This is a genomic window from Xanthomonas translucens pv. cerealis, from assembly GCF_006838285.1.
Classification (GTDB): Bacteria; Pseudomonadota; Gammaproteobacteria; order Xanthomonadales; family Xanthomonadaceae; genus Xanthomonas_A; species Xanthomonas_A cerealis.
Genome location: NZ_CP038228.1, coordinates 918,069 through 945,012, shown reverse-complemented (window position 1 = coordinate 945,012; position 26,944 = coordinate 918,069). Strand labels below are relative to the sequence as shown.

The 26,944-nt window shown below is 68.1% G+C and carries 23 protein-coding genes; 21 read left to right on the top strand and 2 right to left on the bottom strand.

Translation table 11 applies throughout. The features are described from left to right. Positions 1-178 precede the first annotated feature (178 nt). From rpsB to E4A48_RS04085, 18 genes are all read left to right on the top strand, one after another. Positions 179-976: a 30S ribosomal protein S2 gene (gene rpsB / locus E4A48_RS04170; protein WP_039005336.1), complete on the top strand. Its 798-nt coding sequence runs from the start codon at positions 179-181 to the stop codon at positions 974-976. Positions 977-1,123: 147 nt separating this feature from the next. Further along, positions 1,124-2,002, top strand: coding sequence for a translation elongation factor Ts (gene tsf, locus E4A48_RS04165; RefSeq protein ID WP_039005337.1), 879 nt, complete (start codon positions 1,124-1,126; stop codon positions 2,000-2,002). A 115-nt stretch (positions 2,003-2,117) separates the two neighbouring features. Next, positions 2,118-3,623 (top strand): sensor domain-containing diguanylate cyclase, encoded by a 1,506-nt coding sequence (locus tag E4A48_RS04160; protein ID WP_142741935.1) that lies wholly within the window; start codon positions 2,118-2,120, stop codon positions 3,621-3,623. Between the two features lie 93 nt (positions 3,624-3,716). Next, the gene (pyrH, locus tag E4A48_RS04155; RefSeq protein WP_009598628.1) at positions 3,717-4,439 is read left to right on the top strand and encodes a UMP kinase; all 723 of its coding nucleotides are present in this window, start codon (positions 3,717-3,719) and stop codon (positions 4,437-4,439) included. Positions 4,440-4,701: 262 nt separating this feature from the next. Next, positions 4,702-5,259, top strand: a complete 558-nt coding sequence (gene frr / locus E4A48_RS04150) for a ribosome recycling factor (protein ID WP_039005338.1) — start codon at positions 4,702-4,704, stop codon at positions 5,257-5,259. Between the two features lie 38 nt (positions 5,260-5,297). Further along, on the top strand, positions 5,298-6,035 hold the full coding sequence (gene uppS / locus E4A48_RS04145; RefSeq protein ID WP_142741934.1) for a polyprenyl diphosphate synthase: 738 nt from the start codon (positions 5,298-5,300) through the stop codon (positions 6,033-6,035). Beyond that, the gene (locus E4A48_RS04140; protein WP_039005340.1) at positions 6,032-6,856 is read left to right on the top strand and encodes a phosphatidate cytidylyltransferase; all 825 of its coding nucleotides are present in this window, start codon (positions 6,032-6,034) and stop codon (positions 6,854-6,856) included. The genes uppS and E4A48_RS04140 overlap by 4 nt, the downstream gene beginning before the upstream one ends. A gap of 2 nt (positions 6,857-6,858) precedes the next feature. Further along, positions 6,859-8,046 carry a 1-deoxy-D-xylulose-5-phosphate reductoisomerase gene (gene dxr / locus E4A48_RS04135; protein WP_142741933.1) on the top strand — a complete coding sequence of 396 codons (1,188 nt, stop codon included), beginning with the start codon at positions 6,859-6,861 and terminating at the stop codon, positions 8,044-8,046. A gap of 26 nt (positions 8,047-8,072) precedes the next feature. After that, positions 8,073-9,437 (top strand): RIP metalloprotease RseP, encoded by a 1,365-nt coding sequence (rseP, locus tag E4A48_RS04130; RefSeq protein WP_142741932.1) that lies wholly within the window; start codon positions 8,073-8,075, stop codon positions 9,435-9,437. Between the two features lie 86 nt (positions 9,438-9,523). After that, the gene (gene bamA / locus E4A48_RS04125; protein ID WP_039005344.1) at positions 9,524-11,890 is read left to right on the top strand and encodes an outer membrane protein assembly factor BamA; all 2,367 of its coding nucleotides are present in this window, start codon (positions 9,524-9,526) and stop codon (positions 11,888-11,890) included. Positions 11,891-12,206: 316 nt separating this feature from the next. After that, complete coding sequence (gene lpxD, locus E4A48_RS04120) at positions 12,207-13,229, top strand: UDP-3-O-(3-hydroxymyristoyl)glucosamine N-acyltransferase (protein ID WP_039005345.1); 1,023 nt, start codon at positions 12,207-12,209, stop codon at positions 13,227-13,229. Continuing rightward, positions 13,226-13,681 (top strand): 3-hydroxyacyl-ACP dehydratase FabZ, encoded by a 456-nt coding sequence (gene fabZ / locus E4A48_RS04115; protein ID WP_039005347.1) that lies wholly within the window; start codon positions 13,226-13,228, stop codon positions 13,679-13,681. The genes lpxD and fabZ overlap by 4 nt, the downstream gene beginning before the upstream one ends. Before the next feature lie 19 nt (positions 13,682-13,700). Beyond that, complete coding sequence (gene lpxA / locus E4A48_RS04110; protein WP_142741931.1) at positions 13,701-14,492, top strand: acyl-ACP--UDP-N-acetylglucosamine O-acyltransferase; 792 nt, start codon at positions 13,701-13,703, stop codon at positions 14,490-14,492. Then, complete coding sequence (lpxB, locus tag E4A48_RS04105) at positions 14,489-15,784, top strand: lipid-A-disaccharide synthase (protein ID WP_230812568.1); 1,296 nt, start codon at positions 14,489-14,491, stop codon at positions 15,782-15,784. The genes lpxA and lpxB overlap by 4 nt, the downstream gene beginning before the upstream one ends. After that, positions 15,781-16,473 (top strand): ribonuclease HII, encoded by a 693-nt coding sequence (locus E4A48_RS04100; protein ID WP_142741930.1) that lies wholly within the window; start codon positions 15,781-15,783, stop codon positions 16,471-16,473. The genes lpxB and E4A48_RS04100 overlap by 4 nt, the downstream gene beginning before the upstream one ends. Before the next feature lie 124 nt (positions 16,474-16,597). Next, complete coding sequence (dnaE, locus tag E4A48_RS04095; protein WP_058196251.1) at positions 16,598-20,188, top strand: DNA polymerase III subunit alpha; 3,591 nt, start codon at positions 16,598-16,600, stop codon at positions 20,186-20,188. Between the two features lie 150 nt (positions 20,189-20,338). Next, positions 20,339-21,298 carry an acetyl-CoA carboxylase carboxyltransferase subunit alpha gene (locus E4A48_RS04090; protein ID WP_039005353.1) on the top strand — a complete coding sequence of 320 codons (960 nt, stop codon included), beginning with the start codon at positions 20,339-20,341 and terminating at the stop codon, positions 21,296-21,298. Between the two features lie 27 nt (positions 21,299-21,325). Continuing rightward, entirely contained in the window at positions 21,326-22,084 is a 759-nt protein-coding gene (locus tag E4A48_RS04085) for a tetratricopeptide repeat protein (protein ID WP_142741929.1), read from the top strand. A gap of 169 nt (positions 22,085-22,253) precedes the next feature. Here E4A48_RS04085 and E4A48_RS04080 read toward each other — a convergent pair whose 3' ends face one another. Then, positions 22,254-22,709 (bottom strand): CopD family protein, encoded by a 456-nt coding sequence (locus E4A48_RS04080; RefSeq protein ID WP_039005357.1) that lies wholly within the window; start codon positions 22,707-22,709, stop codon positions 22,254-22,256. A gap of 81 nt (positions 22,710-22,790) precedes the next feature. Here E4A48_RS04080 and E4A48_RS04075 point away from each other — a divergent pair, with 81 nt between their 5' ends. Both E4A48_RS04075 and E4A48_RS04070 read left to right on the top strand, forming a co-directional pair. After that, the gene (locus E4A48_RS04075) at positions 22,791-23,396 is read left to right on the top strand and encodes a methyltransferase (RefSeq protein ID WP_039005358.1); all 606 of its coding nucleotides are present in this window, start codon (positions 22,791-22,793) and stop codon (positions 23,394-23,396) included. Positions 23,397-23,459: 63 nt separating this feature from the next. After that, positions 23,460-24,770, top strand: a complete 1,311-nt coding sequence (locus E4A48_RS04070; protein ID WP_039005359.1) for a polyhydroxyalkanoate depolymerase — start codon at positions 23,460-23,462, stop codon at positions 24,768-24,770. 39 nt (positions 24,771-24,809) lie between these two features. Here E4A48_RS04070 and E4A48_RS20415 read toward each other — a convergent pair whose 3' ends face one another. Next, the gene (locus E4A48_RS20415; protein ID WP_155521911.1) at positions 24,810-24,968 is read right to left on the bottom strand and encodes a hypothetical protein; all 159 of its coding nucleotides are present in this window, start codon (positions 24,966-24,968) and stop codon (positions 24,810-24,812) included. A gap of 129 nt (positions 24,969-25,097) precedes the next feature. Between E4A48_RS20415 and E4A48_RS04065 the strand changes: the two genes are divergently transcribed. Continuing rightward, positions 25,098-26,861: an XVIPCD domain-containing protein gene (locus E4A48_RS04065; protein WP_142741928.1), complete on the top strand. Its 1,764-nt coding sequence runs from the start codon at positions 25,098-25,100 to the stop codon at positions 26,859-26,861. The last annotated feature ends 83 nt before the right edge of the window (positions 26,862-26,944 follow it).

The following is a 26,944-nucleotide window of genomic DNA, read 5'->3' as shown; positions in this document are numbered from 1 at the left end:
CCACACCTGCTGCCATCGCCCGTGCCGGGGTGCTCCGCGAGGAGTTCGGTCACGTAAGGCTGCAGGGAGGCCCAACCCCGGAATCGTCGTGCACGCCTCGTAAGGGCCTGCATGTCCATGCGCGGACTCCACTTACACCGCCCGCGCATGGCCGGTTCCCCAACAGGAGTCACTAGCAATGCCCCAAGTCACCATGCGTCAGATGCTGGAAGCCGGCGTCCACTTCGGCCACCAGTGCCGTTACTGGCACCCCAAGATGGCCCAGTACATTTTCGGCGCGCGCGGCAAGATCCACATCATCAACCTCGAGAAGACGGTTCCGCTGTTCAACGACGCGATGAACTTCATCTCCAGCGTCGCGCAAAAGCGCGGCACCATCCTGTTCCTGGGCACCAAGCGCAGCGCCCGCGACTCGGTCAAGGAAGAAGCCGAACGTTGCGGCCAGCCGTTCATGACCCAGCGCTGGCTGGGCGGTACGCTGACCAACTTCCGCACCGTCAAGCAATCGGTAGCGCGCCTGAAGGAACTGGAAGCGGCCGAAACCGACGGCACCTTCGACAAGCTGGTCAAGCACGAAGTCCTGGCCCTGCGCCGCGAGCGCGAAAAGCTGCTGGCCTCGCTGGGCGGCATCAAGGAAATGAACCGCCTGCCCGACGCGCTGTTCGTCATCGACATCGGCCATGAAGACATCGCCATCAAGGAAGCCAAAAAGCTCGGCATCCCGGTGGTCGCGGTGGTCGACACCAACTACAACCCGGAACTTGTGGACTACGCCATCCCGGGCAACGACGACGCCATCCGTGCCGTGCAGCTGTATGCGCGCGCCGCCGCCGACGCCGTGCTGGAAGGCAAGGCCGCCGCGCCGAACGCCGCCAGCGTACGTGAGGAAGAGTTCAGCGAAGCCGGCGACGACAAGGGCCGCGGCCCGCGCAAGAACGGCAAGAAGGCCGAAGAAGCCGCTCCCGCCGCCGAGTAACCGGCGCGCCATGCGATTGCGCGAGCATGCGCAGTCGCCACCCGGCGCGCGCTGCGCGCCCGGGTCCGCGGGCGCCGCAAGCGCCCGTTTCCCAGAATACCGGCCGGCCGCAAGCTGGCCCTTTCCCACCTTTTGTGAGGTCACCCCGTGGAAATCACTGCTTCCCTGGTCAAGGAACTGCGCGAGCGCACCGGCGCCGGCATGATGGAATGCAAGAAAGCGCTCACCGAGAACGCCGGCCATATCGACAACGCCGCCGAGTGGCTGCGCAAGTCGGGCCTGGCCAAGGCCGACAAGAAAGCCGACCGCGTCGCCGCCGAAGGCCGCATCGCGATGGCCCAGGACGGCGGCAAGGCCGTGCTGGTCGAGATCAACTCGGAAACCGATTTCGTCGCCAAGGACAACAACTTCCTGGCCTTCACCGAAGCCGTGGCCCAGGCCGCACTCAGCGCCGGCGCCGCCGACGCCGAGGCGCTGAAAAGCGCCAAGCTGCCCGCCGGCGAGACCGTCGAGGAAGCCCGCGCCGCGGTCATCGCCAAGGTCGGCGAGAACGTGCAGGTGCGCCGTCTGGTGCGCATCGACAGCGCCAACAACGTCGCCGCCTACGTGCACGGCGGCCGCATCGGCGTGCTGGTCGAGGTCAAGGGCGGCGACATCGAGCTGGCCCGCGGCATCGCCATGCACATCGCGGCGATGAACCCGCCGCACGTGAAGGCCACCGATGTCCCGGCCGAGTTCGTCGCCAAGGAAAAGGAGATCGAGCTGGCCAAGATGTCGGAAAAGGACAAGGCCAAGCCGGCCGACATCCTGGAGAAGATCATCAGCGGCAAGATCGCCAAGATCGTCAACGAAGTTACCCTGTACGGCCAGCCCTACGTGCTCAACACCGACCAGAGCGTGGAGCAGGCGGTCAAGGCCGCCGGCGCCGACGTGATCGGTTTCCAGCGCCTGGCGGTGGGCGAAGGCATCGAGAAGGTGGTGGAAGACTACGCCGCCGAAGTGATGAAGCAGGCCGGCCTGGCCTGAGTCCGGCCCGCCCGGGAAAAAGCCGCGCCTGGCCGCGGCTTTTTTTTTGCCGGTGATACGCTGCACGCGTTGAGACGCAGTGTTGCCGTCCTCATCACATCCCACGCGGAACCGCATGCGCCCTGAACTCGAAGCCATCCTGGCTCACTCCCGCAACCTGCCCTCGCCGCCCGGGATCGCACTGCGCATCATCGACTTGGCCCAGGATCCGGACGTCGATCTGGCCACCACTGCCGATACCATCGCGATGGACATGGCGCTGAGCGCGCGCATGCTGCGCATCGCCAATTCGCCGCTGTACGCCAGCCGGCGCCGCATCGACAACCTCGGCCAGGCGCTGACCATGCTCGGGCTCAACGCCGCGCTGAGCCTAGCGCTGGGCTTTTCGATGGTGCAGAGCCTGGGCAGCGACACCGTCTCCAGCGACCTGCAGGAACGCATCTGGCGGCGCAGCGTGCTGTCGGCACTGGCCAGCCGCCTGCTCGGCCAGGCCATGGGCATGCGCAAGCACGAGGAACTGATGCTGGCCGGACTGCTGCAGGACATGGGCGCGCTGGCCCTGCTGCACGTCTGCCACGACGATTACGCGCCGCTGCTGCGCGAGGCCGGCGCCAGCGACGGCGAGACCGTGCTGGCGCTGGAGCGCGAGCGGCTGGGCTGCGACCACGCCGAGGTCGGCGCCTGGCTGGCGCAGAAGTGGAAGCTGCCCGGCTACCTGCAACGCAGCATCGGCCGCGGTGCCGGCACGGATCCGGCGCAAGACACGTTCGGCAGGTGCGTGCTGTTGTCCGGCAGCGTCGCCGACATCTGGCTGAGCGCCGACACCGATGCCGCGCGCTGCCAGGCGATGGAGCGCGCGTATCGCGAACTGCAACTGGACAGCCGCCGCTTCGACGAGGTGATCGCCGGCATGGCTGAAGCCCTGCCGGTGATCGCGCCGATCTTCGACGTGCGCATCGCGCAGCCGGAGCGGGTCGACGCGATCATCAGCCATGCCCGCGAGCTGATGGTGCTGCGCAACCTGCGCCAGATCCAGGAAGCCACCCACGCCCGCCAGCAGGCCGACGAATCGGAGCACCGCGCGCGCCGCCTGGCCGAGCAGGCCAGCCGCGACGCGCTGACCGGCGTGTACAACCGGCACCAGCTGGACATCCTGCTTAGCCAGCAGTTCGACCTGACCAGCCGCCACGACTGGCCGCTGTCGATCGCCTTCATCGACCTGGACGACTTCAAGAAGATCAACGACGCCCACGGCCACCTGATCGGCGACCAGGTGCTGCGCGCGTTCGCGCAGGCGTTGCAGCCGCTGTTGCGCAGCAGCGACACCATGGCGCGCTTCGGCGGCGATGAGTTCCTGGTGCTGCTGCCCAACACCAGCGAGGAGGCCGCGCTGAGCGTGATCCAGCGCATCCTGCTCGACATCGTGCAGCGGCCGATGGTCGAACTGAAGAGCGGGCCGCTGCACATCAGCTTCTCCGCCGGCGTCGCCACCCAGGGCGGGCGCGAGCGCTTCGGCACCGCGCAGGAGCTGCTGCAGGCCGCCGACGACATGCTCTACAGCTCCAAACACAGCGGCCGCAACCGGGTCACCGCGCGCTCGTTCGGCGACACCCTGGCCTGAACCGGGACATTGCACGCACGCATGCGCGCGGCAGATTCCGCGCCGCGCTTCGGCTAGAATCGCGTGGTTTGCCCGTCCCCCCAAGAGGTCACCATGTCCCAGCTCGCCTATCGCCGTATCCTGTTGAAACTTTCCGGCGAAGCGCTGATGGGGGATGGGGATTACGGCATCGACCCCAAGGTCATCAACCGCCTCGCGCATGAAGTGATCGAAGCGCAGCACGCCGGCGCGCAGGTGGCACTGGTGATCGGCGGCGGCAACATCTTCCGCGGCGCCGGCCTGGCCGCCGGCGGCATGGACCGGGTCACCGGCGACCACATGGGCATGCTGGCCACGGTCATCAACGCACTGGCGATGCAGGACGCGCTGGAGAAGCTCGGCGCCAAGGTGCGGGTGATGAGCGCGATCAAGATCAACGACGTGTGCGAGGACTTCATCCGCCGCCGCGCGATCCGCCACCTGGAAAAGGGCCGCATCGCGATCTTCGCCGCCGGCACCGGCAATCCGTTCTTCACCACCGACTCCGGCGCGGCGCTGCGCGCGATCGAGATCGGCGCCGACCTGTTGCTGAAGGCAACCAAGGTCGATGGCGTATACGACAAGGACCCGAAGAAGCACGCCGACGCGGTGCGCTTCGACAGCCTGACCTACGACGAAGTGATCGCGCGCAACCTGGAAGTGATGGACACCGCCGCCTTCGCCCTGGCCCGCGACAGCGACTTGCCGCTGCGTATCTTCAACATGGGCCAGCCCGGTGAACTGCTGAGGATCCTGCATGGCGCGGAGATCGGGACGCTGGTGAAGGGGCGCAGCTGAAGAGCCGGGACCGGGGACCGGGGACCGGGAACCAGGGACCCGGAAAAGCGCATTACTTAGGTCGGAAGGTTGCGTTGAGTTGTACGAAGAGCCGTGTAAAGGACCAGGCAAGAGCAAAAGCAAAAGCGCCTGACCGCCGCCTGCCAGCGCAGCTTCCGATTCCGTGGACGTGCCTTTCCGGGTCCCCGGTCCCTGGTCCCCGGTCCCGCCCCACCGTTCCCGGCTATAATCGCCCGATTCAGATTCAGCACGGACACCGGCGATGCTCAACGAAATCAAACAAGACGCACAGACCCGCATGGCCAAGAGCATCGATGCGCTGCGCCATACGCTCATCAAAGTGCGTACCGGCCGCGCTTCGACTGCCCTGGTCGAACACCTGAAGGTCAATTACTACGGCTCGGAAATGCCGCTGAGCCAGGTCGCCAGCGTCGCTGTGGCCGATGCCCGCTCGTTGACCATCAGCCCGTGGGAAAAGCAGATGGTCAGCGCGGTGGAGAAGGCGATCCTGGCCTCGGACCTGGGCCTGACCCCGAACACCTCCGGCACCACCATCCGCCTCAACCTGCCGGCGCTGACCGAAGAGCGCCGCCGCGAGCTATCCAAGGTCGTGCATGGCGAAGGCGAGGACAGCAAGGTCGCGATCCGCAACATCCGCCGCGACGCCAACCAGCAGATCAAGGATCTGCTGAAAGACAAGAATGTCACCGAGGACGAGGCCCGCGCCGCCGAGGACGACATCCAGAAGCTGACCGACAAGGCGATCAAGGACGTCGACGACGTGGTCAAGGGCAAGGAACAGGAACTGATGGCGGTCTGAGCCTGCGCCTCGCGGCCATGCCTTCGGACCCCTCTTCCATGTCCCTGCCCCACCACATCGCCATCATCATGGATGGCAACGGCCGCTGGGCGCAGCGGCGCCGGCGGCCGCGCGTGATCGGCCACCGCGCCGGCGCGCGCGCGGTCAACCGCACCATCGACTTCTGCCTGGAGCGCGGCATCCCCGCGCTAACCCTGTTCGCCTTCTCCAGCGAGAACTGGGGCCGGCCGCAGGAAGAAGTGGACGCGCTGATGAAGCTGTTCCTGCACGCGCTGGACCGCGAGGTCGAGGAACTGCAGCGGCGCGGCGTGCGCGTGCGCTTCATCGGCGACCGCTCGCGCTTCGCGCCGTCGCTGCGCCAGCGCATGGCCCAGGCCGAAGCCGGCACCCAGCACAACCACGCCCTGCACCTGTCGATCGCGGCCAGCTACGGCGGCCGCCAGGACATCGCCCAGGCCGCACGGGCGTTGGCCGAAGACGTGGCGGCTGGGCGCCTGCGCCCCGAGCAGATCGACGAGGAGCTGCTGTCGGCGCGCATGGCGCTGTCCGACCTGCCTCCGCCGGACCTGTTCATCCGCACCGGCGGCGACGTGCGCATCAGCAATTTCCTGCTCTGGCAGCTGGCCTACACCGAACTGTGGTTCACCGAGACCCTGTGGCCCGAGTTCGGCGCCGAGGTGCTGCAACAAGCCCTGGACGACTACGCCAGCCGCGAGCGGCGTTTCGGCCTGACCAGCGCGCAAGTCGCCCCGGCGACGGAGAACACATCCGCATGACCCGTACCCGCGTCATCGCCGCGCTGATCATGGCCCCGCTGGCCATTTGCGCCATCTTGCTGCTGCCGACGCAATGGTTGGCGGCGCTGGCCGCGCTGATCTTCCTGGTCGGCCTGTGGGAATGGCTGAAGCTGGCCGAGGTCGACGACACCTTGCCGCGCACCATCCTGCTGGTGCTGAACCTGCTGCTGATGGTGCTGCTGGTGTGGGCCTCGGCCGGTTCGCTGGTGCTGTTCCAGCTGACCACCCTGGCCGGCGTCGGCTGGTGGTGCGTGGCGCTGCTGTGGCTGCGCTTCTTCCAGTTCGGCTCCGATCACGCCACCTATGCGCGGGTGTTCAAGCTGGCTGCCGCCACCCTGGCGATCGTCCCGGCCTGGGCCGCGCTGGGCCTGATCCATGCCAGCGAACCGAACGGACACCGCTGGCTGCTGACCGCGCTGGTCACGGTGTGGGCCGCCGATTCCGGCGCCTATTTCGCCGGGCGCCAGTTCGGCAAGCACAAGCTGGCGCCGCGGATCAGTCCCAACAAGACCGTGGAAGGCCTGCTCGGCGGGCTGCTGGCCGGCCTGGTCTGCGCCGCCGGCTTCGGCTGGCTGGCCGGGGTCACCCTGCCGCAGCTGCCCGGCCTGTTGATCGTGGCCGCGGTCAGCGTGTTGGCCTCGGTGGTCGGCGACCTGTTCGAGAGCCTGCTCAAGCGCCACGTCGGGGCCAAGGACTCGGGCCACGTGATCCCCGGCCACGGCGGCGTGCTGGACCGCATCGACGGCGTGCTGGCGGCGCTGCCGATCTTCGCGCTGGGCAAGGACATCTTCGGTTTCTGAATATGGCCGATGCCGTCCGCCACATCGCCGTGCTCGGCGCCACTGGCTCAATCGGCGCTTCGGCGCTTGACGTGATTGCGCGCCATCCGCAGCGGTTGCGCGCTAGCGTGCTGGCCGCCGGCGGCAACGTCGCCGCGCTGCTGGCGCTGTGCGCCACGCACCGGCCGGCGCACGCAGTGATCGCCGACCCGGGCCTGTACCCGGCGCTGCGCGACGGCCTGCGTGCCGCCGGGCTGCGCACCGAAGCGCATGCCGGCGCCGCCGCACTGGACCAGCTGGTGGCCAGCGACGCCTGCGACAGCGTGGTCGCCGCCATCGTCGGCGCCGCCGGTCTGGCCTCAACCCTGGCCGCGGCCCGCGCTGGCAAGCGCCTGCTGCTTGCCAACAAGGAATCGCTGGTGCTGGCCGGCGAGCTGGTCACCGCCGCCGCCGCCGCCGCCGGGGCCGAGATCATCCCGATCGACAGCGAACACAACGCGATCTTCCAGTGCCTGCGCTCGCGCCAGGCCGGCGCCGAGGTGCGGCGGGTGCTGCTGACCGCCTCCGGCGGCCCGTTCCGCGGCTGGGACCGCAACCGGCTGCAGGGCGTGACCCCGGCGCAGGCGGTGGCGCACCCGAAGTGGTCGATGGGGCCGAAGATTTCGGTCGATTCGGCGACCTTGATGAACAAGGGCCTGGAAGTGATCGAGGCGCATCACCTGTTCGCGCTGCCGCCGGCGCGCATCGAGGTGCTGGTGCACCCACAGAGCCTGGTCCACTCGCTGGTCGAGTTCATCGACGGTTCCACCTTGGCGCAGATGGGGTTGCCGGACATGCGCACCACCCTGGCGGTGGGCCTGGGCTGGCCGCAGCGGATCGAATCCGGGGTCGCCGGGCTGGACCTGCTGGCGCATGGCCGCCTGGAATTCGAGCCGGCGGACCTTGATGCCTTCCCCTGCCTGGGCCTGGCCTGGCGCGCGATGCAGGCCGGCGGCAGCGCCCCGGCGATCCTGAATGCGGCCAACGAAGTCGCTGTTTCAGCCTTTCTTCAGGGCCGTATCGGTTTCCTATCGATTCCTGCGCTGGTCGAGAACGCCCTGACCGTGCTGCCTGCAGGCGCGGCCGACTGCCTGGACGCGCTGCTGGCGGCGGATGCGCAATCGCGCAAGATCACCGAACTCGCCATTGCCCGCCAGCCTGCCCATGTCTGACACGCACACCCCTATGAGCCACGCGCATGGGTGATTTCATCGGGTCCGTCTGGTGGATGATCGTCAGCCTGGGCGTGCTGGTGACCTTCCATGAGTACGGCCATTTCTGGGTCGCGCGCCGCTGCGGGGTCAAGGTACTGCGCTTCTCGGTGGGCTTCGGCAAGCCGCTGTGGTCGTACTACGACCGCCATGGCACCGAGTTCGCGATCGCCGCGATTCCGCTGGGTGGCTACGTGAAGATGCTCGACGAGCGCGAGGGCGAGGTGGCCCCGGCCGAGCGCGACCAAGCCTTCAACAACAAGCACGTGTGGCAGCGCATCGCCATCGTCGCCGCCGGCCCGGTCGCCAACCTGTTGCTGTGCGTGGCGCTGCTGTGGGCGATGTTCGTGATCGGCAAGCAGGATTACGCCGCGGTCGTCGGCCGGGCCGACGGCCTGGCGCTGCAGGCCGGGCTGCAGCCGGGCGAGCGCATCGTGCGCATCGGCACGCGCGAAGTGTCCAGCTGGAGCGATGCCAGCATGCAGCTGACCGTGGCGGCGATGGACCGCGCCGATGTGCGCATCCAGACCGAGGACAGCCGCGACGGCGCCATCCGCGTGCACACGCTGCGCCTGTCGCAGCTGCCTGCCGACTTCGACGAGCAGCAGGTACCGCGCCTGGCCGGCCTCACCTGGCGCTTCGCCCTGCAACCGGCGATCGTGGCCAAGGTGAGCCCGGGCTCGGCTGCCGACGGCGTGCTGCGCCCCGACGACCGCATCCTGGCGGTGGATGGCGCCGCGGTGGTCAGCGCCGACCAGGTCGCCCCGCAGGTGCGGGCCTTGGCCAGGAACGGCGGCAGCGGCCTGATCGAGGTCGAGCGCAATGGCGAGCGGCTGGCGCTGGACGTGCGCCTTACCCCGAGCAAGGATCCGCGGCTGAAGGGCCTGTCGCTGGGCGTGGACCTCGGCCAACAGGACCGCCCACCGCCGGCGTTCGACGCCAGGCTGCAATACGGCCCGCTGGCGGCGATCCCGGTCGCGTTCCGCGAGACCGGCAAGCTGGCCGGGGATACGCTGGGGCTGATCCGGCGCATGCTGACCGGCCATGCCTCGATGAAGAACGTGTCCGGGCCGATCAGCATCGCCAAGGTGGCCAACGGCTCGGCCAAGCAGGGGCCGGACGTATTCCTGTATTTCCTGGCGCTGCTGTCGCTGAGCCTGGCGATCATGAACCTGCTGCCGATTCCAATCTTGGACGGCGGGCACTTGCTGTATTACCTTATTGAGTTGGTCAAGGGTAGCCCGCTGAGCGAGCGAGCCATGGCCACGGGGCAGGTCGTCGGCCTGACGATGCTGGCTGGGCTGATGGGGTTGGCGTTCTACAACGACATCTTCGGCCAGGTCTTGCGATGAACCCGATGCTGATCCACTCGCCCCCGCTGTCGTCGTCTTACGCCGGCGCCCATGCAACAACGATATCGACCTCTACCGGACGTGACATGACGCGATTTCCCACTCGCCGCCTGCTAGCCCTCGCCCTCGCCGCCAGCTTCAGCTTGCCGGTCCTGGCCCAGGCGACGGAGCCCTTCACCGCCAGCGACATCCGCGTCGACGGGCTGCAACGCATCTCCTCCGGCACCGTGTTCACCTATCTGCCGGTGGAACGCGGCGACACGGTGGACGAGGCCAAGGTCGGCGAGGCGATCCGCGCGCTGTACCGCACCGGCTTCTTCGAGGACGTGCAGGTCGATCGCCAGGGCAACATCCTGGTGGTCACGGTCAAGGAACGCCCGGCGATCAACAAGCTGACCGTCACCGGCAACAAGGACATCAAGAGCGAAGAACTGCTCAAGGGCCTGTCCGACATCGGCCTGAGCGAGGGCGGCACCTTCGACCGGCTGAGCCTGGACCGGGTGACCCAGGAACTGACCCGCCAGTACAACAACCGCGGCAAGTACAACGTCGAGATCACCCCGACGGTGAGCCCGCTGGACCGCAACCGGGTCGATGTGGCGATCGCGATCAAGGAAGGCAAGGCCGCCAAGATCCAGCACGTCAACCTGATCGGCACCGAGAAGTTCGCCACCAAGGACATTCTCGACAGCTGGGAATCGCGCGAGCACAACTGGCTATCGTGGTACCGCCGCGACGACCAGTACTCCAAGGAAAAACTGTCCGGCGACCTGGAAAAGCTCAACTCCTGGTACCTGGACCGCGGCTATGTCGATTTCAGCGTCGATTCCACCCAGGTGGCGATCAGCCCCGACAAGCGCGACATGTACCTGACCGCCGGCATCACCGAAGGCGAGCAGTACAAAATCTCCGACATCAAGGTCACCGGCGATACCGTGCTGCCGCAGGAAGAGGTCGAGAAGCTGGTGATTCCGAAGCCGGGCGACACCTTCTCGCGCGCGCTGCTGGAGCTCAGCTCCGACGCGATCACCAACACCCTCAGCAACATCGGCTACGCCTTCGCCAAGGTCAACCCGATCCCCACCACCGACCGCGAGAAGCGCACCGTCGCGATCAACCTGCAGGTGGTGCCGGGCCCGCGCGTGTCGGTGCGACGCATCGTGTTCAAGGGCAATACCCGCACCTCCGACGAAGTGTTGCGCCGCGAGATGCGCCAGTTCGAGAACAGCTGGTATTCGCAGGCCGCGATCGACCGTTCCAAGGTCCGCCTGCAGCGCCTGGGCTATTTCGAATCGGTGAACGTGGAAACGCCGCCGGTGCCGGGCAGCAACGACAAGGTCGACGTGGTCTACAGCGTCAAGGAAACCACCTCGGGCAGCTTCACCTTCGGCCTGGGCTATTCGCAGACCTACGGCGTGACCACCTCGGTGCAGCTGTCGCAGAACAACTTCCTGGGCGGCGGCAACCGCGTCTCGGTGGACGCCTCGCGCAGCAGCTACCAGGAGCGCTACGCGTTCTCCTACACCAATCCGTTCTTCACCGACGACGGCGTGTCGCTGGGCTACAACGTGTCCTGGCGCAAGCTCGACTACTCCGACTTCGGCACCGCCCAGTACAACAGCAAGAACGGCGCGGCGCAGGTGATCTTCGGCGTGCCGATCACCGAGAACGACACCGTCTCGCTGATGTTCGGCATCGACAGCAACCAGATCACCACCTACCCCAACTACACCCCGCGGGCGATCATCGACTACATCGATGCGATCGGCCAGCGCACCTTCCACGCCTGGCGCAGCGAGCTGGGCTGGGCGCGCGATACCCGCAACGACTACTTCATGCCGACCCGCGGCATGTACCAGCGCGTCGGCCTGGAAGCCACCCTGCCCGGCTCCACCGTCGAATACTGGAAGCTGAACTACCAGATCTCCAAGTACTGGACGCTGATTCCGTCGCTGGTGCTCAATACCCGCGCCGAATTCGGCTACGGCGACAGCTACGGCAGCGACGTCAGCCGCACCATCACCAACCCCGACGGCACCACCCGCACGCTCACCGCCGCGGGCCTGCCGTTCTACGAGAACTTCTACGCCGGCGGCACCAACTCGGTGCGCGGTTTCGAGGACAACACCCTCGGCCCGCGTTCGGAGGCCACGCAGTCCTACAGACGAGGACAGCCGCTGGGCGGCTCGTTCAAGACCGTGGGTTCGGCGGAAATGTACTTCCCGAAGCTGTTCGACAGCCCCTCGGCACGCATCTCCGCGTTCGTCGACGTCGGCAACGTGTTCAACGGCGTGGACAACTACAAGACCAACGAACTGCGCGCTTCCACTGGCGTGGCGCTGCTGTGGCGCGCACCGGTCGGCCCGATCTCGATCAGCTACGCGATCCCGTTGAAGAAGGAAGACAACGACGAGATCGAGCGCCTGCAGTTCACGTTTGGTGGGCAGTTCTGAGGAACTGCCCACCCGCCGCCAGGGCGTTGCCCTGGCGGCCCCAGGCTGCCGCGTAGCGGGAACCTGGGCCCCGGGCTTAGCTCGCCAAATCCCCGCGCCTGTCGGCGCGCCCCCTTTACAAAAGGGGGCTTTGCTCCAGCCGGTTGACTGCGATCTGATCCGGGATCTTGTCCAGATGAGTAATCGCGTTGTGGGCCAGTCAGGGGCTTTTCTCCAGTTGATTGATCGCAGCCTGGCTGGTGGGTAGGTGGGGCCTGCGCTGCCTGCCGCACAGGCGCAGCATGACCGTGCCGGTGGCACACGGTAGAATCCGCGAGTGAATACTCCTTCCCATACCGCACACGAGATCGCCGAGCGCTTCGGCTTGCAGCTGCATGGCGACGGTGGCGTTGCCGTGCATGGCGTTGCCACGCTGGCGCATGCCGGTCCCGGCCAGCTCAGTTTCCTGGCCAATCCGCGCTACCGTGCGCAGCTGGCCGACAGCGCCGCGGCGGTGGTGGTGCTGCGCTCAGACGATGCCGAAGCGGCGCCCGGCACTGCGCTGATCGCGCGCGATCCTTACGTCGCCTTCGCCAAGATCGCCGCGCTGTTCGACGTGGCGCCAGCGCGGCCGCCCGGCATCCATCCCAGCGCCAGCATCGACTCTAGCGCGCAGATCGCCGCCGGCGCGCATATCGGGGCCTTCGTCAGCATCGGCGCGCGCAGCGTGATCGGCGACGGCTGCGTGATCGGTCCGGGCTGCGTGATCGGCGACGATTGCCAGGTCGGCGACGGCTGCGAACTGATCGCCCGGGTCACCCTGGTCACCCGCGTGCGCCTGGGCAAGCGCGTGCGCATCCATCCCGGCGCGGTGCTCGGCGCCGACGGCTTCGGCCTGGCGATGGACGCCGGCCACTGGATCAAGGTGCCGCAGCTCGGCGGCGTGACGATCGGCGACGATTGCGAGATCGGCGCCAACGCCTGCGTCGATCGCGGCGCGCTGGAAGACACCACGCTCGAAGAGGACGTGCGCCTGGACAATCTGGTGCAGGTCGCGCACAACGTGCACATCGGCGCACACAGCGCGATCGCCGGCTGCACCGGCATCGCCGGCAGCGCCAGGATCGGCCGCTACTGCATGCTGGGCGGCGCGGTCGGCGTGGTCGGCCACCTGGAAATCTGCGACAAGGTGGTGATCACCGGCAAGTCGGTGGTCCGCAATTCCATTCATGCGCCGGGCGAATACTCGTCCGGCACCCCGTTGACCGACAACCGCACGTGGCGCAAAAACGCCGCGCGCTTCAAGCAGCTCGATGCCCTGGCCCGTCGCATCCTGTCTGTCCGCAAGGAGACGCAATGAGCCACGACCAGACCCTGCCGGACATCCAGCAGATCCAGAAGTTGATCCCGCACCGCTATCCGTTCCTGCTGGTGGACAAGGTGGTGTCGCTCGACTTCGAAAACCGCAAGATCGTGGCGCACAAGAACGTCAGCGTGAACGAGCCGTTCTTCCTGGGCCATTTCCCCGGCAAGCCGATCATGCCAGGCGTGCTGATCATCGAGGCGCTGGCGCAGGCCGGCGGCGTGCTGACCCAGCTCGCGATGGGCCGCGATGCGCAGTCCAAGCTGTTCTACATGGTCAAGGTCGACAAGGCCCGCTTCAGCAGCCAGGTCGTGCCCGGCGATGTGCTGGAGCTGCACGTGGAAATCAAGCGGGTGATCCGCAACATGGCCGTGTACTACGGCGAAGCCAAGGTCGACGGCAAGGTCGTCGCCTGCGCCGAGGTACTGTGCGCCGGCACCAACGAATGAGCCACGCAGGAGAGCTGCAATGAGCGACAACGCTCCTCTCATCCATCCCACCGCGGTGATCGACCCGTCGGCGACGCTGGCGGCGGGTGTGCGCGTCGGCGCCTTCAGCCTGATCGGCGCCGAAGTCGACATCGGCGCAGGCAGCGTGATCGGTTCGCATTGCAGCATCATCGGCCCAACCCGGATCGGCTGCGGCAACCACCTGGTCGGCCACGTCGCGCTCGGCGGCGATCCGCAGGACAAGAAATTCGCCGGCGAGCGCACCGAACTGGTGATGGGCGACCGCAACGTGATCCGCGAGTTCGTCACCGTCAGCCGCGGCACCGGCAATGGCGGCGGCATCACCCGCATCGGCAGCGACAACTGGTTCCTGGCCTACACCCACGTCGCCCACGATTGCGTGGTCGGCGACCATTGCGTGTTCTCCAACAATACCACCCTGGCTGGGCATGTCGAAGTCGGCGACCACGTGATCATCAGCGGCTTCGCCGGCGCGCACCAGTTCTGCCGCATCGGCGATCACGCCTTCCTCGGCATGGGCGCGCTGATCAATGGCGACGTGCCGCCGTTCACCATGGTCGGCGGCAACTCGCTGGGGCGCCCGCGCGGCATCAACAGCGAAGGCCTCAAGCGCCGCGGGTTCGACACCGAGCGCCTGGCCGCGATCAAGCGCGCCTACCGCGCGCTGTACGTGGCCGGCCTGCCGCTGGCCGAGGCCAAGCAGCAACTGGCGGTGCTGGCCGAAAGCAGCGAGGACGTGCGCGCGATGCTGGAATTCATCGAAGCCAGCGAGCGGCCGTTGTTGCGATGAGTGCCGGGACCGGGGACCGGGGACCAGGGACCAGGGAAAAGCGAGGAACCGATGTACTGGGCGTTGCCGGTCCCCGGTCCCCGGTCTGTGGTCCCCGCTCCATCCGCATCGCCCTGATCGCCGGCGAAGCCTCCGGCGACCAGCTTGGCGCCGGGCTGATCGAGGCGTTGCGCGCGCGCTACCCGGATGCAGAATTCGCCGGCATCGGCGGCGACGCGATGCGCAACGCCGGCTGCCAGACCTGGTTCGATGCCAGCGAACTGGCGGTGATGGGCCTGATGGAGGTGCTGCGGCATCTGCCGCGGCTGCTGCAACTGCGGCGCGCGCTGTGCCAGCGCCTGCTGGACTGGCGCCCGGACGTGTTCGTCGGCATCGACGCGCCCGACTTCAACCTCGGCGTGGAGCGCTGGCTCAAGCAGCGCGGCATCCGCACCGTGCATTACGTGAGCCCGTCGGTATGGGCCTGGCGCGAGCGGCGCGCGGCCAAGATCGGCGCCAGCGCCGACTTGGTGCTGTGCCTGTTCCCGATGGAGCCGCCGATCTACGCCAGGCACGGCGTGGACGCGCGCTTCGTCGGCCACCCGATGGCCGACGCGATCGCCCTGCATGGCGACCGCGATGCGGCGCGCGCCGATCTCGGCCTGCCGGCCGGCGCGACCGTGCTGGCGGTGCTGCCGGGCAGCCGCCTGGGCGAGATCGGCCGGCTCGGCGACACCTTCTTCGCCGCCGCCTGGGAGGTATTGCAACAGCTGCCGGGCGCGCACGTGGTGGTGCCGGCGGCCAACCCCGCGTGCAAGGCATTGCTGGCCGAGCAGCTGTCGCGCTCTGCGTTGCCGGTGGTGTATTCGCATCTGCTCGACGGCCAGGCCCGCACCGCCCTGCTCGCCGCCGACGTGGTGCTGCTGGCCTCGGGCACCGCCACGCTGGAAGCGATGCTGGTGAAGCGGCCGATGGTGGTCGGCTACAAGGTCGCGCCGCTGACCTACCGCATCGTCAAGACGCTGGGCCTGCTCAAGGTCGACCGCTACGCGCTGCCCAACATTCTCGCCGGCCGCGACCTGGCGCCGGAACTGATGCAGGACGCCTGCACCCCCGACGCGCTCGCCGCCGCGCTGCTGCACTGGCTGCGCGAACCGCAGGCAGTAGCCGCGCTGCAGCCCGAATACGCGCGCCTGCACCAGTTGCTGCGCCAGGATGCGTCGGCGCGGGCGGCCGATGCGGTACTGGAGTTGGTTGGAGTGCGGCGGGACCAGGGACCGGGGACCGGGGACCGGGAACAGCGGATTCCATGAAAACCACAGATCTCGCACTGACGCTCTTTCCCGGGTCCCCGGTCCCCGGTCCCCGGTCCCGGCTCTACGCCGGCGTCGACGAAGCCGGCCGTGGCCCGCTGGCCGGGCCGGTGGCGGTGGCCGCGGTGGTGTTCGATCCGGCGCGCCCCCGCATCAACGGCCTGGACGATTCCAAGCAGTTGACCGCCGCGCGCCGCGAGACGCTGTACGCGCGCATCGTCGAGCGTGCGCTGGCCTGGCAGGTGGTGCTGATCGAGGCCGAGGAGATCGACCGGCTGAACATCTACCAAGCCACCATGCTGGGCATGCGCCGTGCGGTCGAGGGCGTGGCGCACGTGGCCGGGTTCGCGCGCATCGACGGCAACCGGGTGCCCAAGGGCCTGCCCTGCGCCGCCGAGGCGCTGATCGGCGGCGACGGCCTGGACCGCGCGATCATGGCCGCCTCGATCGTGGCCAAGGTCACCCGCGACCGCATCATGCAGCGCCTGCACGAACAGCATCCGCACTACGGCTTCGACCTGCACAAGGGCTACGCCACCCCGGCGCACCTGGCCGCGCTGGCCGCGCACGGCCCGTGCCCGCAGCATCGGCGCAGCTTCGCGCCGGTGCGGGCGGCGAGCCGGGACCGGGGACCAGGGACCGGGGACCCGGAACAGCAGCAGATCGCAAGATTTCCTGGCGCGATCTAAAGCGCGAAGCGTTCCGCTCTCTGCGCCCCCCACCCCTGGTCCTCGGTCCCCGGTCCCGAGCTTGTCAAGCCTTGCCCGCCCCCGCCCCCGCCGCTAACCTGCCCGGGCATCGTTCTGGTTCCGCATGTCCACTTCCCGCTTCGCTCATCTGCACGTCCACACCGAGTTCTCGCTGGCGGATTCGACCATCCGTGTGCCTGAGAAACCGGATCAGGCCGACCCCAAGAAAGCCAAGCAGGCCAACCTGCTCAGCCGCGCGGTCGAGCTGGAGTTGCCCGCGCTCGCGGTCACCGACCTGAATAACCTGTTCGCGCTGGTCAAGTTCTACAAGGCTGCCGAAGGTGTGGGCATCAAGCCGATCGCCGGCGCCGACCTGTTGATCGCCGACAGCGCCGGCGAAACGCCGTGGCGGCTGACCGTGCTGTGCCGCAACCGCGACGGCTACCTGAGCCTGTCGCGGCTGCTGACCCGCGCTTGGCTGGAAGGCCAGCGCAACGAAGGCGGCGTAGCGATCCGCCCGGAATGGTTGCAGACCGGCAGCGACAATCTGTTCGCGCTGGCCGGGCGCAACAGCCTGGCCGGACGCCTGGCCAGCGAAGGCCGCCACGACCTGGCCGAGCAGCAGCTGGCCGACTGGCAGCGCATCTTCGGCGACGGCCTGCACCTGGAACTGACCCGCACCGGCCGCGACGGCGAGGAAGCGTTCAACCAGTTCGCGCTGCATGCCGCTGGCACCCGCGGCTTGCCGGTGGTGGCCAGCAACGACGTGCGCTTCCTGTACGCCAGCGATTTCGCCGCGCACGAGGCGCGGGTGTGCATTTCCTCCGGTCGCGTGCTCGACGACCCCAAACGCCCGCGCGACTACAGCGACCAGCAATACCTGAAATCTTCGGAGGAAATGGCCGCGCTGTTCGCCGACATTCCCGACGCGATCGACAACACGCTGGCGCTGGCGCAGCGCTGCAACATCGAGATGCAGCTGGGCACCTACTTCCTGCCCGCCTATCCGGTGCCCGACAACGAGACCCTGGACAGCTGGATCCGCAGCCAGTCGCGCGATGGCCTGGCCGCACGCCTGGAGAAGCATCCGCTGGCGCCGGGCAAGACCCGCCAGGACTACGTCGAACGGCTCGAGTTCGAGCTCGACACGATCATCGAGATGGGCTTTCCCGGCTACTTCCTGATCGTGGCCGACTTCATCCAGTGGGGCAAGAACCAGGGCATCCCGATCGGCCCCGGCCGCGGCTCCGGCGCCGGCTCGCTGGTGGCCTGGGCGCTGCAGATCACCGACCTGGATCCGCTGCCGTACAACCTGCTGTTCGAGCGTTTCCTCAATCCCGAACGCGTGTCGATGCCCGACTTCGACATCGACTTCTGCATGGACCGCCGCGACGAGGTCATCGACTACGTCGCGCGCAAGTACGGGCGCGACCGGGTCAGCCAGATCATCACCTACGGCACCATGGCGGCCAAGGCGGTGGTGCGCGACTGCGGCCGCGTGCTCGGCTTCCCGTACGGCCTGGTCGACGGCGTGGCCAAGCTGATCCCCAACATCCTCGGCATCACGCTGAGGGACGCGATGGGCGAAGGCAAGGACAGCGAGATGGCCTCGCCGGAGCTGATCCAGCGCTACCAGAGCGAGGACGACGTCCGCGACCTGATGGACCTGGCGCGGCAGCTGGAAGACCTCACCCGCAATGCCGGCAAGCACGCCGGCGGCGTGGTCATCGCGCCGACGCCGCTGTCCGACTTCTGCCCGCTGTTCGCCGAACACGACGTCGACAATCTCGGCAAGAACCCGGTCACCCAGTTCGACAAGGACGACGTCGAGCAGGTCGGCCTGGTCAAGTTCGACTTCCTCGGCCTGCGCACGCTGACCATCATCGACTGGGCGGTGAAGGCGATCAACGTGCGCCATGCGCGCGCCGGTATCCCGCCGGTGGACATCACCGCGATCCCGCTCGACGACACGGCCACCTACAGGGGCATCTTCGCCTCGGGCAACACCGGCGCGGTGTTCCAGTTCGAATCCTCGGGCATGCGCCGGCTGCTCAAGGACGCCAAGCCCGATCGCTTCGAAGATCTGATCGCGCTGGTGTCGCTGTACCGCCCCGGCCCGATGGACCTGATCCCGGACTTCAACGCGCGCAAGCACGGCCAGCAGGAGATCATTTACCCCGATCCTCGCACCGAAGCGATCCTGAAGGACACCTACGGCATCATGGTGTACCAGGAGCAGGTGATGCAGATGGCGCAGATCGTCGGCGCCTACTCGCTGGGCGGCGCCGACCTGTTGCGCCGCGCGATGGGCAAAAAGGTGCCGGCGGAGATGGCCAAGCACCGCGAGATCTTCCGCGAGGGCGCGGCCAAGGGCGGCGTCGGGCAGGCCAAGGCCGACGAAATCTTCGACCTGATGGAGAAGTTCGCCGGCTACGGCTTCAACAAGTCGCACGCCGCCGCCTACGCGCTGGTCAGCTACCAGACCGCGTGGCTGAAACGGCACTACCCGGCCGAGTTCATGGCCGCGACGCTGTCCTCGGACATGGACAACACCGACAAGGTGGTCGGCTTCCTCGACGAGGTGCGCAACCTCGGCCTGACCGTGCTGCCGCCGCGGCTCAACGCCTCGGCCTACATGTTCGCCGCGGCCACCCCGGACACCATCCAGTACGGCCTGGGCGCGATCAAGGGCGTGGGCCGCGGCGCCTGCGAGGCGATCGTGGCCGAACGCGAGCGCGGTGGCGACTACGTCTCGCTGCTGGATTTCTGCACGCGCGTGGAATCGGCCAAGCTCAACAAGCGCACCCTGGAAGCGCTGATCAACGCCGGCGCGATGGACGGGCTGGGCAGCAACCGCGCCACGCTGATGCTGCAGCTGCCGGAGGTGATGAAGGCCACCGAGCAGATGGCGCGCGAGCGCGCCTCCGGGCAGAACTCGCTGTTCGGCGGCGCCGACACCAACGCCCCGGCGCTGCGCCTGGAGCTGCCGGAAAGCAAGGAATGGCCGCTGGGCCAGCTGCTGACCGGCGAGCGCGAGACGCTGGGCTTCTACCTCAGTGGCCACCCGTTCGACCCCTACCGCGAGGAAATGCGCGAGCTAATCGGCTGCGACCTGAGCGCGCTGGAAAAGATCTGCGCGCAATCCGGCGGCGGACGCGGCGGCGGCGGCGACGGCGAGAAACGCGCCTGGCGCCCGGAAACCAGCGCGATCCTCGCCGGTCAAGTGGTCGGGGTGCGGCGCAAGGGCGACAGCCAGGTGTTCGTGCAACTCGAGGACGGTCGCGGCCGGGTCGAATGCAGCGCGTTCACCGACGCCATCGCCGAGTTCGGCCACCTGCTCACCCGCGACCGCATCCTGATCGTCAAGGGCGGCGTGCGCGAGGACGAATTCAACGGCGGCTATGCGATGCGCATCCGCCAGTGCTGGGACTACGAACAGATCTGCAGCCACCACGCGCAGCGCCTGTCGCTGCGCCTGGATCTGCGCCAGCGCAGTACCTGGCCGCGCATCGACGCGCTGCTGGCGCGCCACCGCCCCGGCAAGACGCCGCTGCGCCTGGACCTGCTGCTGCAGTCCGAACAGGGCGCCGTGGCCGGCATGCTCGACCTCAACGGCAGCCACTCGGTCCGCGTGGACCCGCAGCTGCTGGACACCCTGCGCGCCGATCCGGGCGTGCGCACGGTGAAGGTGAAGTACAGCCCGCCGTGGGCATGAAGCCGGGACCGGGGACCCGGAAGAGCTAAGGGCCGTTGCCTTGGACTTTCCGGGTCCCCGCTCCTGAGTCCCGATCTTCACTACTCCCCCGTACGGGCCAACCGCATCGGTTCGGCTAAACTGCGCCCCTTACGTTCACGACGGCCTCCAATGAATCCGAACTACCTCGACTTCGAGCAACCCATCGCCGATCTGGAAGCCAAGATCCAGGAACTGCGCAATGCCAGCACCGGCCCGGCGGTCAACGTCGACACCGAGGTGCGCGCGCTGCAGGACAAGCTGCGGGTGCGCACCGCGCAGATCTTCCGTGACCTGTCGTCGTGGCAGATCTCGCAGCTGGCGCGGCATCCGCAGCGTCCGTACACGCTGGACTACATCGAGGTGTTCTGCGACGAATTTCAGGAACTGGCCGGCGATCGCGCGTTTGCCGACGACAAGGCCATCGTCGGCGGCCTGGGCCGCATCGACGGGCGCCCGGTGGTCATCATCGGCCACCAGAAGGGCCGCGACACCAAGAGCAAGGTCTCGCGCAACTTCGGCATGCCGCGCCCGGAGGGCTATCGCAAGGCGCTGCGGCTGATGAAGCTGGCCGAGCGCTTCAAGCTGCCGCTGCTGACCTTCATCGACACCCCCGGCGCCTACCCTGGCATCGGCGCCGAAGAGCGCGGCCAGAGCGAGGCGATTGCGCGCAACCTGCTGGAGATGGCCGAACTGAAGGTGCCGGTGATCTGCACCGTGATCGGCGAAGGCGGCTCCGGCGGTGCGCTGGCGATCGGCGTCGGCGACCGCACGCTGATGCTGGAATACGGCACCTATTCGGTGATCTCGCCGGAAGGCTGCGCCTCGATCCTGTGGAAGGACGCCGCCAAGGCCAAGGATGCCGCCGAGCAACTGGGCCTGACCGCCAAGCGCCTGTCCGCGCTGGGCCTGGTCGACAAGGTGGTGCGCGAGCCGATCGGCGGCGCGCACCGCAATCCCACGCAGATGGCCAGGCGCCTGAAGGCGGTGCTGCTCAACGAACTGGACGCGCTGGAACAACTGCCGGTCGAGCAGTTGCTGCAGAAGCGCTACGAGCGCCTGCGCGGCTACGGGGCGTACGAAGCGGCCTGATCGCAACAACACAAGGAAGCGTTGTCCATGAGTCCCATCGTCCTGCTGTCGCTGGCCTTGCAGCTGGCCTGCTGCGTGCACGTGGTGCGCAGCGGCCGGCCGCTGTACTGGATCTTCATCCTGCTGATCTTTTCGTATCTGGGGATCCTGATCTACGTGATCGCCGAACTGCTGCCGCAATGGCGCAACGATCCGCGCGCGCGCCGCCACCTGCGCAAGGTCGGCGCCACCCTCGACCCGAACCGCGACAAGCGCACCGCCGGCAATCGCCTGGAACTGGCCGACACCGTGGACAACCGTCGGCAACTGGCCGAGGTGCACCTGGGCAACGGCGAATACGCACAGGCCGCCGAGGTGTTCGAGAGCGGCTTGCGCGGCATCCACCGCGACGACCCGGGGCTGCTGCTGGGACTGGCCAGGGCGCAGTTCGGCCTGGAGCAGCCGGCCGCAGTGAAAGCCACGCTGGACCGGCTGATCGCCGCCAACCCGCAGTTCCGCTCGCACGACGGCCACCTGCTGTACGCGCGCGCCACCGAAGCACTGGGCCAGACCGACGCGGCGCTGGAGGAATACGCCGCGCTCGCCGACGACTACCCCGGCGAAGAAGCGCGCGTGCGCTACGCGCAACTGCTGCAGCGCGCGGGCCAATCGCAGCGCGCTGGCGACGTGTTCAAGGAAGTGCTGAAGCGCTCCAGCCTGGCCCCGCGCTACTACCAGCGCGACCAACGCCAGTGGATCGACCTGGCCCGCAGCGAACGCAAGCGACTGGACAGCACCAGCACCTAGCGCATTGCGCCCCAACGGCGGTGCAAGCGGCTTCGGCCGCATGCGCCATCAGCCGCAACGCGCATTCCCGCAAGCTCCACAGCGTCCGTCGCACAAAACGCTGCAGTTACCCAGCCACGCCATCACCGGATCAGCCAGCAGCATATTCCGAGTCCCGGGTCCCGCGCACTTAGAACGGCTTCGCCAACACCAGCCAGATCACCACAAGTAGCGCCAGCACCGGCAGTTCGTTGAACAGTCGCAGCGCGCGCGCGGACGGCAGCACGCGCGCTTGGCCCACGCCCTTGAGCCAGTGTCCGCTGAAGATGTAATAGCCAAGCATCAGCGCCACCAACCCCAGCTTGGCGTGCAGCCAGCCGCTGTGGCCGGGCGCGACCATGGTCGGGAAATCCGGCAACACCTTGTAGCCCAGCCACAGCGTCAGCCCCAGCAGCAAGGCCAGGCCGAACATCATGTGGCCGAAGCGGTACAGGCGCCGCCCCATCAGCAGCAGCCGCGCCTGCACCTCCGGTTGCCCTGCGCTCTCGGCGATGTTGACCAGGATCCGCGGCAGGTAGAACACCGCCGCCATCCATGCGACTACGAACAGCAGGTGCAGGGACTTGATCCACAGATAGAGGTGCATGCGCTGGCTCCGGGTCGCTGGCGTAGGATGTCACGCCATTTTCGCCGATTCGCATCGCGCCCGCACGGACCACGACCGCACATGGACAAACAGTACGACGCCGACTATTTCCAGCGCTGGTATCGCCGCGACGCTATCGGTGGCAACGCGCGCCTGGCGCGCAAGGTCGCGCTCGCCGTCGCCCAGGCCGAGTACTACCTGGAACGGCCGATCCGCAGCGTGCTCGACATCGGCTGCGGCGAAGGCGCCTGGCGCGCGCCGCTGCTGAAGCTGCGACCGAAGCTGCGCTACCTGGGCTTCGACAGCAGCGACTACGCGATCGCGCGCTACGGCCGCCAGCGCGACCTGCGCCCGGCGCGGTTCGGCGATTTCGCCTGGCTGCGGCCGTGCGCGCCGGTGGACCTGCTGGTGTGTGCGGACGTGCTGCACTACGTGCCCAGCCGCGAATTGCGCCAGGGCCTGCCGGGCCTGGCCGAACTGTGCGGCGGGGTCGCGTTCCTGGAAACCTTCGCCATGGAGGACGCCTTCGACGGCGACCATGCCGGTTTCCAGCCGCGTCAGGCGCGCTGGTACCGGCGCCACTTTGGTGCACTCGGGCTACGCCCGGTCGGCAGTCATTGCTGGCTATCGCCAGCGCTGGCGGGGGATGCAGCGGCGCTGGAAACGATTGGTCTGGTGCCCCATTAAGGTGCAACCAGCCCGGATAGGATATGCTGCACGGCAGCATACGCTCAGGATGGAAACACCGGCATGCTCTACCAGTGGCACGAACTGACCCGCAACCTGCTCGCCCCCTGGGTCCACCAGGCCGCGGCCAACGCCAAGATCTTCTCCGACGCCAATAGCCTGTGGGCCACGCTCCCGGGCGCCGAGCGCCTGGCCGCCAGCAACGAACTGCTGCACCGGCTCGGCAAGGACTACGAGAAGCCGGCCTGGGCGCTGGACCACGTCGAGGTCGACGGCCACCCGCTGCCGATCGTCGAGCAGGAAGTGCTGCGCAAGCCGTTCTGCCGCCTGCTGCGCTTCAAGCGTTTCAGCGACGACGCCAAGGTCGTGGCCGGACTCAAGCAGCAGCCCGCCGTGCTGGTGGTGGCGCCGCTGTCCGGGCACCACGCCACGCTGCTGCGCGATACCGTGCGCACCCTGCTGCGCGACCACAAGGTCTACGTCACCGACTGGATCGACGCGCGCATGGTGCCGCAGCGCGACGGCGATTTCGGCCTGGACGACTACGTCAACTACGTGCAGGACTTCATCCGCCACATCGGCGCCGACACGCTGCACGTGATCAGCGTGTGCCAGCCGACCGTGCCGGTGCTGGCAGCGGTGTCGCTGATGGCCGGGCGCGGCGAAGCCACGCCGCGCTCGCTGGTGATGATGGGCGGGCCGATCGATGCGCGCCGCAGTCCCACCCAGGTCAACAACCTGGCCACGCGCAATCCGCTGTCGTGGTTCGAGCACAACCTCATCCACGCCGTGCCGCAGGCGTATCCGGGGCATGGCCGCGCGGTGTATCCGGGCTTCCTGCAGCACACCGGGTTCCTGGCGATGAACCCCAGCCGGCACTTCATGTCGCACTGGGATTTCTACGCCGACCTGGTCAAGGGCGACCTGCAGGATGCCGCGGCGCACCGCCGCTTCTACGACGAATACAACGCGGTGCTGGATATGCCGGCGACCTACTACCTGGACACGATCCGGGTGGTGTTTCAGGAGTTCCTGCTGCCGCGCGGGGAATGGGTGATCGGCGGCGAACGCGTGGATCCGGCGGCGATCCGCGACACCGCGCTGCTCAGCATCGAAGGCGAACTGGACGACATCTCCGGCCTGGGCCAGACCGCTGCCGTGCAGGACCTGTGCACCGGCATCGCCGCGCACCGCCGCCAGCATCTGGAAGTGGAAGGCGCCGGCCATTACGGCATCTTCAGCGGCCGCCGCTGGCGCGACATCGTCTATCCGCAGGTGCGCGCGTTCATCGCCGCCAACGCATTCGCCACCGCGCAGGCGCCGAGTGGCAACGTCACCCCGCTCAAGCGCCGCGGCAGCCGCAAAGCCGGCTGAGCGCACTGCGCCTGCGGCCGCCGGCCGCGGGCGTCACAGTCATTGCGCCGCACTGTGCACCAACAGGTGCTTGGCCAGCATGTCGTGCAGCTTGCCGACCGCACACGCCAGGTGCAGCGGGGCGAACAGCAGCAGATATCCCCAGCGCACTCCACAGCAGCAGAAGTGGAAGATGCCGGTGACCAGCGACAGCGGCATGTGTTGCGTTGGGTATAGCGAATGTGCAGGCAGTCATAGTGGGCATAACGAACGCCTGACGCATCGGCAACATCGGCCTGGCTATCCTCCACGCCGCTCGCGCCGGCAGGCGCCATCCAGGAGGAATGCATGAGTTCGACGACGCCCGCCGCCAAGGCCACCGACCCCATCTTCGCCAGCGCTGCCGGCAGCGGCAGCGCCGGTGCGTTGAAATGGAATCCGGCAGATGGCAGCGTCAGCGTGGAGCACACGCAGTCCCAGCCGCTGGGACGCAACGGGCCGCTCGCGCACCAGCTCGTCTCCACCCAGAGCGTGGGCGCCAGCCGGCGCAGCGCCGACGACAAAACCGAGTTCGGCCTGGAGATGGAATTCCGCCAGGGCCAGCAGCTCGACGCCGCCAGCATCGGCCGCAACGACGCCAGCCTCAGCAGCACCAGCCAGCTCGGCGAGCGCGCGCGCTACAACGTCACCCTGCCCGGCGACGCCAGCGCCGAGGCCGCGCGTGCAGTCAATCCGTTCGATCCGCTCACCATCCCGGTCGACGGCAGCGTCAGGCTCGACGGCCAGGCCTTCGTTCGGACCTCGCTGGAGACCGCGTTCCGCAGCTTCGCCAGCATCAGCGAACACACCGATGCGGCAGGCGTGAGCTACACCGCGCAGCGTCTGGACCCGTACCGCGTGCGGGTGGCGACAGGACCGACCGCGGCGATCGAACGCATCGACATGCTCGGGCTGAAGACCCCGGTCGCGCAGGCCATGCTCGGCCGCCAGGACGCGTTGGGCCAGGCCAGCATGCACACCGCGACCTTCGACCTGCGCGACCGGCAGGCGCAGGCCGCCTACCGCGATTTTCTCGGCAGCGGCCAGTTGCCCGCGCAGGCGCCCGGGGTCAGCGACGTGCAGCGGATCGACACCCTGCGCATCAGTTCGCAGACCCGCGCCAAACTCGGCCTGGGGCCGCTGAGCCTGGACCTGGCTGGGCAGCGCAATAGCGGGGAGAACGTGCGTGCCACCCGAGCCGATGGCAGCAGCACCGTCACCAGCAAGCTGCAGTACGCCGACAATGTGCCGCTTACCCTGACCCGCCAGTTCGATGCCGCCGGCAGCGAATACGTCGCCGCGCGCCGCTACCAGCTCGGCTTCGGCAAGGTCGACGCCAATCAGGCGCAACTGCTCAATACCGCGCTGGCCAGGAAGGACGCCGCGGACGACGCCATCGCCGCCGGCCAGGACCTGACCCTGAATTTCTCAGAGGCGCAGATGGGTGCGCTGCGCCAGCAGTACGCGCAGGCCGCGCAGGCGCGCCCGTTCGATCGCGAGCAGGCCGGCGCCTACGCCCGCATGAGCAACGAGGCGTTCGCGCTCGATCTGGCGCGCACGCTCGGCAATTCCCCGCATGGCCTGAGCGAACGCCTGTTCCATGTCGCCGCCGATGCCGACGGCGCGCTCAGCGCTGCGCTGACCCGGATCGACGCCGGCATCGACAGCACCGCGGCGAAGGCCGCGGCCGCAAAGCGGACAACGCCGGCGAGCGTGCCGTCCGATCCGCGCGACCCCGCGCATCCGGACCATGCGATGCAGCGCATGATCGACGCCCGCTTGACGCCGGCCGATCCGCAACTGGCCACGCACCTGCTGTTGGCGGCCAGGCGCGAAGGCCTGACCCGGGTCGATCATGTGCTGCGCAACGACGCCGGGCGCGTGTTCGCGGTACAGGGCGACCCGATGTCGGCGGACAAACGCACCGCCTACGTGGACGCGCAGGTCGCCACGGCCACGCCGCTGCAGGACAGCGTGCGCCAGCTCAATGCCCTGAATGCGACGGCACACCAGTCCGCGGTGGCCGCCGCGCAGGAGACGCCGGACGCCGCGCAACGCGCACCGGCGCGCTGAGACCGACGGCACGCAGCACGCAGACAACGCAACGGCGGCATTGGCGCAACGGCGGTGGCTGGGTAAGAATCCGCTACCGTCCT

What these genes read in the sequence shown, in the direction of transcription:
- E4A48_RS04090 (WP_039005353.1), top strand. Translation starts at nt 20,339, where the DNA reads ATGAATCCGAACTACCTCGACTTCGAGCAACCCATCGCCGATCTGGAA.
- bamA (WP_039005344.1), top strand. Translation starts at nt 9,524, where the DNA reads ATGACGCGATTTCCCACTCGCCGCCTGCTAGCCCTCGCCCTCGCCGCC.
- lpxB (WP_230812568.1), top strand. Translation starts at nt 14,489, where the DNA reads ATGAGTGCCGGGACCGGGGACCGGGGACCAGGGACCAGGGAAAAGCGA.
- E4A48_RS20415 (WP_155521911.1), bottom strand. Translation starts at nt 24,968, where the DNA reads ATGCCGCTGTCGCTGGTCACCGGCATCTTCCACTTCTGCTGCTGTGGA.
- rpsB (WP_039005336.1), top strand. Translation starts at nt 179, where the DNA reads ATGCCCCAAGTCACCATGCGTCAGATGCTGGAAGCCGGCGTCCACTTC.
- E4A48_RS04065 (WP_142741928.1), top strand. Translation starts at nt 25,098, where the DNA reads ATGAGTTCGACGACGCCCGCCGCCAAGGCCACCGACCCCATCTTCGCC.
- E4A48_RS04100 (WP_142741930.1), top strand. Translation starts at nt 15,781, where the DNA reads ATGAAAACCACAGATCTCGCACTGACGCTCTTTCCCGGGTCCCCGGTC.
- pyrH (WP_009598628.1), top strand. Translation starts at nt 3,717, where the DNA reads ATGTCCCAGCTCGCCTATCGCCGTATCCTGTTGAAACTTTCCGGCGAA.
- E4A48_RS04140 (WP_039005340.1), top strand. Translation starts at nt 6,032, where the DNA reads ATGACCCGTACCCGCGTCATCGCCGCGCTGATCATGGCCCCGCTGGCC.
- E4A48_RS04075 (WP_039005358.1), top strand. Translation starts at nt 22,791, where the DNA reads ATGGACAAACAGTACGACGCCGACTATTTCCAGCGCTGGTATCGCCGC.
- E4A48_RS04070 (WP_039005359.1), top strand. Translation starts at nt 23,460, where the DNA reads ATGCTCTACCAGTGGCACGAACTGACCCGCAACCTGCTCGCCCCCTGG.
- E4A48_RS04080 (WP_039005357.1), bottom strand. Translation starts at nt 22,709, where the DNA reads ATGCACCTCTATCTGTGGATCAAGTCCCTGCACCTGCTGTTCGTAGTC.
- rseP (WP_142741932.1), top strand. Translation starts at nt 8,073, where the DNA reads ATGGGTGATTTCATCGGGTCCGTCTGGTGGATGATCGTCAGCCTGGGC.
- dnaE (WP_058196251.1), top strand. Translation starts at nt 16,598, where the DNA reads ATGTCCACTTCCCGCTTCGCTCATCTGCACGTCCACACCGAGTTCTCG.
- E4A48_RS04160 (WP_142741935.1), top strand. Translation starts at nt 2,118, where the DNA reads ATGCGCCCTGAACTCGAAGCCATCCTGGCTCACTCCCGCAACCTGCCC.
- dxr (WP_142741933.1), top strand. Translation starts at nt 6,859, where the DNA reads ATGGCCGATGCCGTCCGCCACATCGCCGTGCTCGGCGCCACTGGCTCA.
- lpxA (WP_142741931.1), top strand. Translation starts at nt 13,701, where the DNA reads ATGAGCGACAACGCTCCTCTCATCCATCCCACCGCGGTGATCGACCCG.
- uppS (WP_142741934.1), top strand. Translation starts at nt 5,298, where the DNA reads ATGTCCCTGCCCCACCACATCGCCATCATCATGGATGGCAACGGCCGC.
- fabZ (WP_039005347.1), top strand. Translation starts at nt 13,226, where the DNA reads ATGAGCCACGACCAGACCCTGCCGGACATCCAGCAGATCCAGAAGTTG.
- E4A48_RS04085 (WP_142741929.1), top strand. Translation starts at nt 21,326, where the DNA reads ATGAGTCCCATCGTCCTGCTGTCGCTGGCCTTGCAGCTGGCCTGCTGC.
- frr (WP_039005338.1), top strand. Translation starts at nt 4,702, where the DNA reads ATGCTCAACGAAATCAAACAAGACGCACAGACCCGCATGGCCAAGAGC.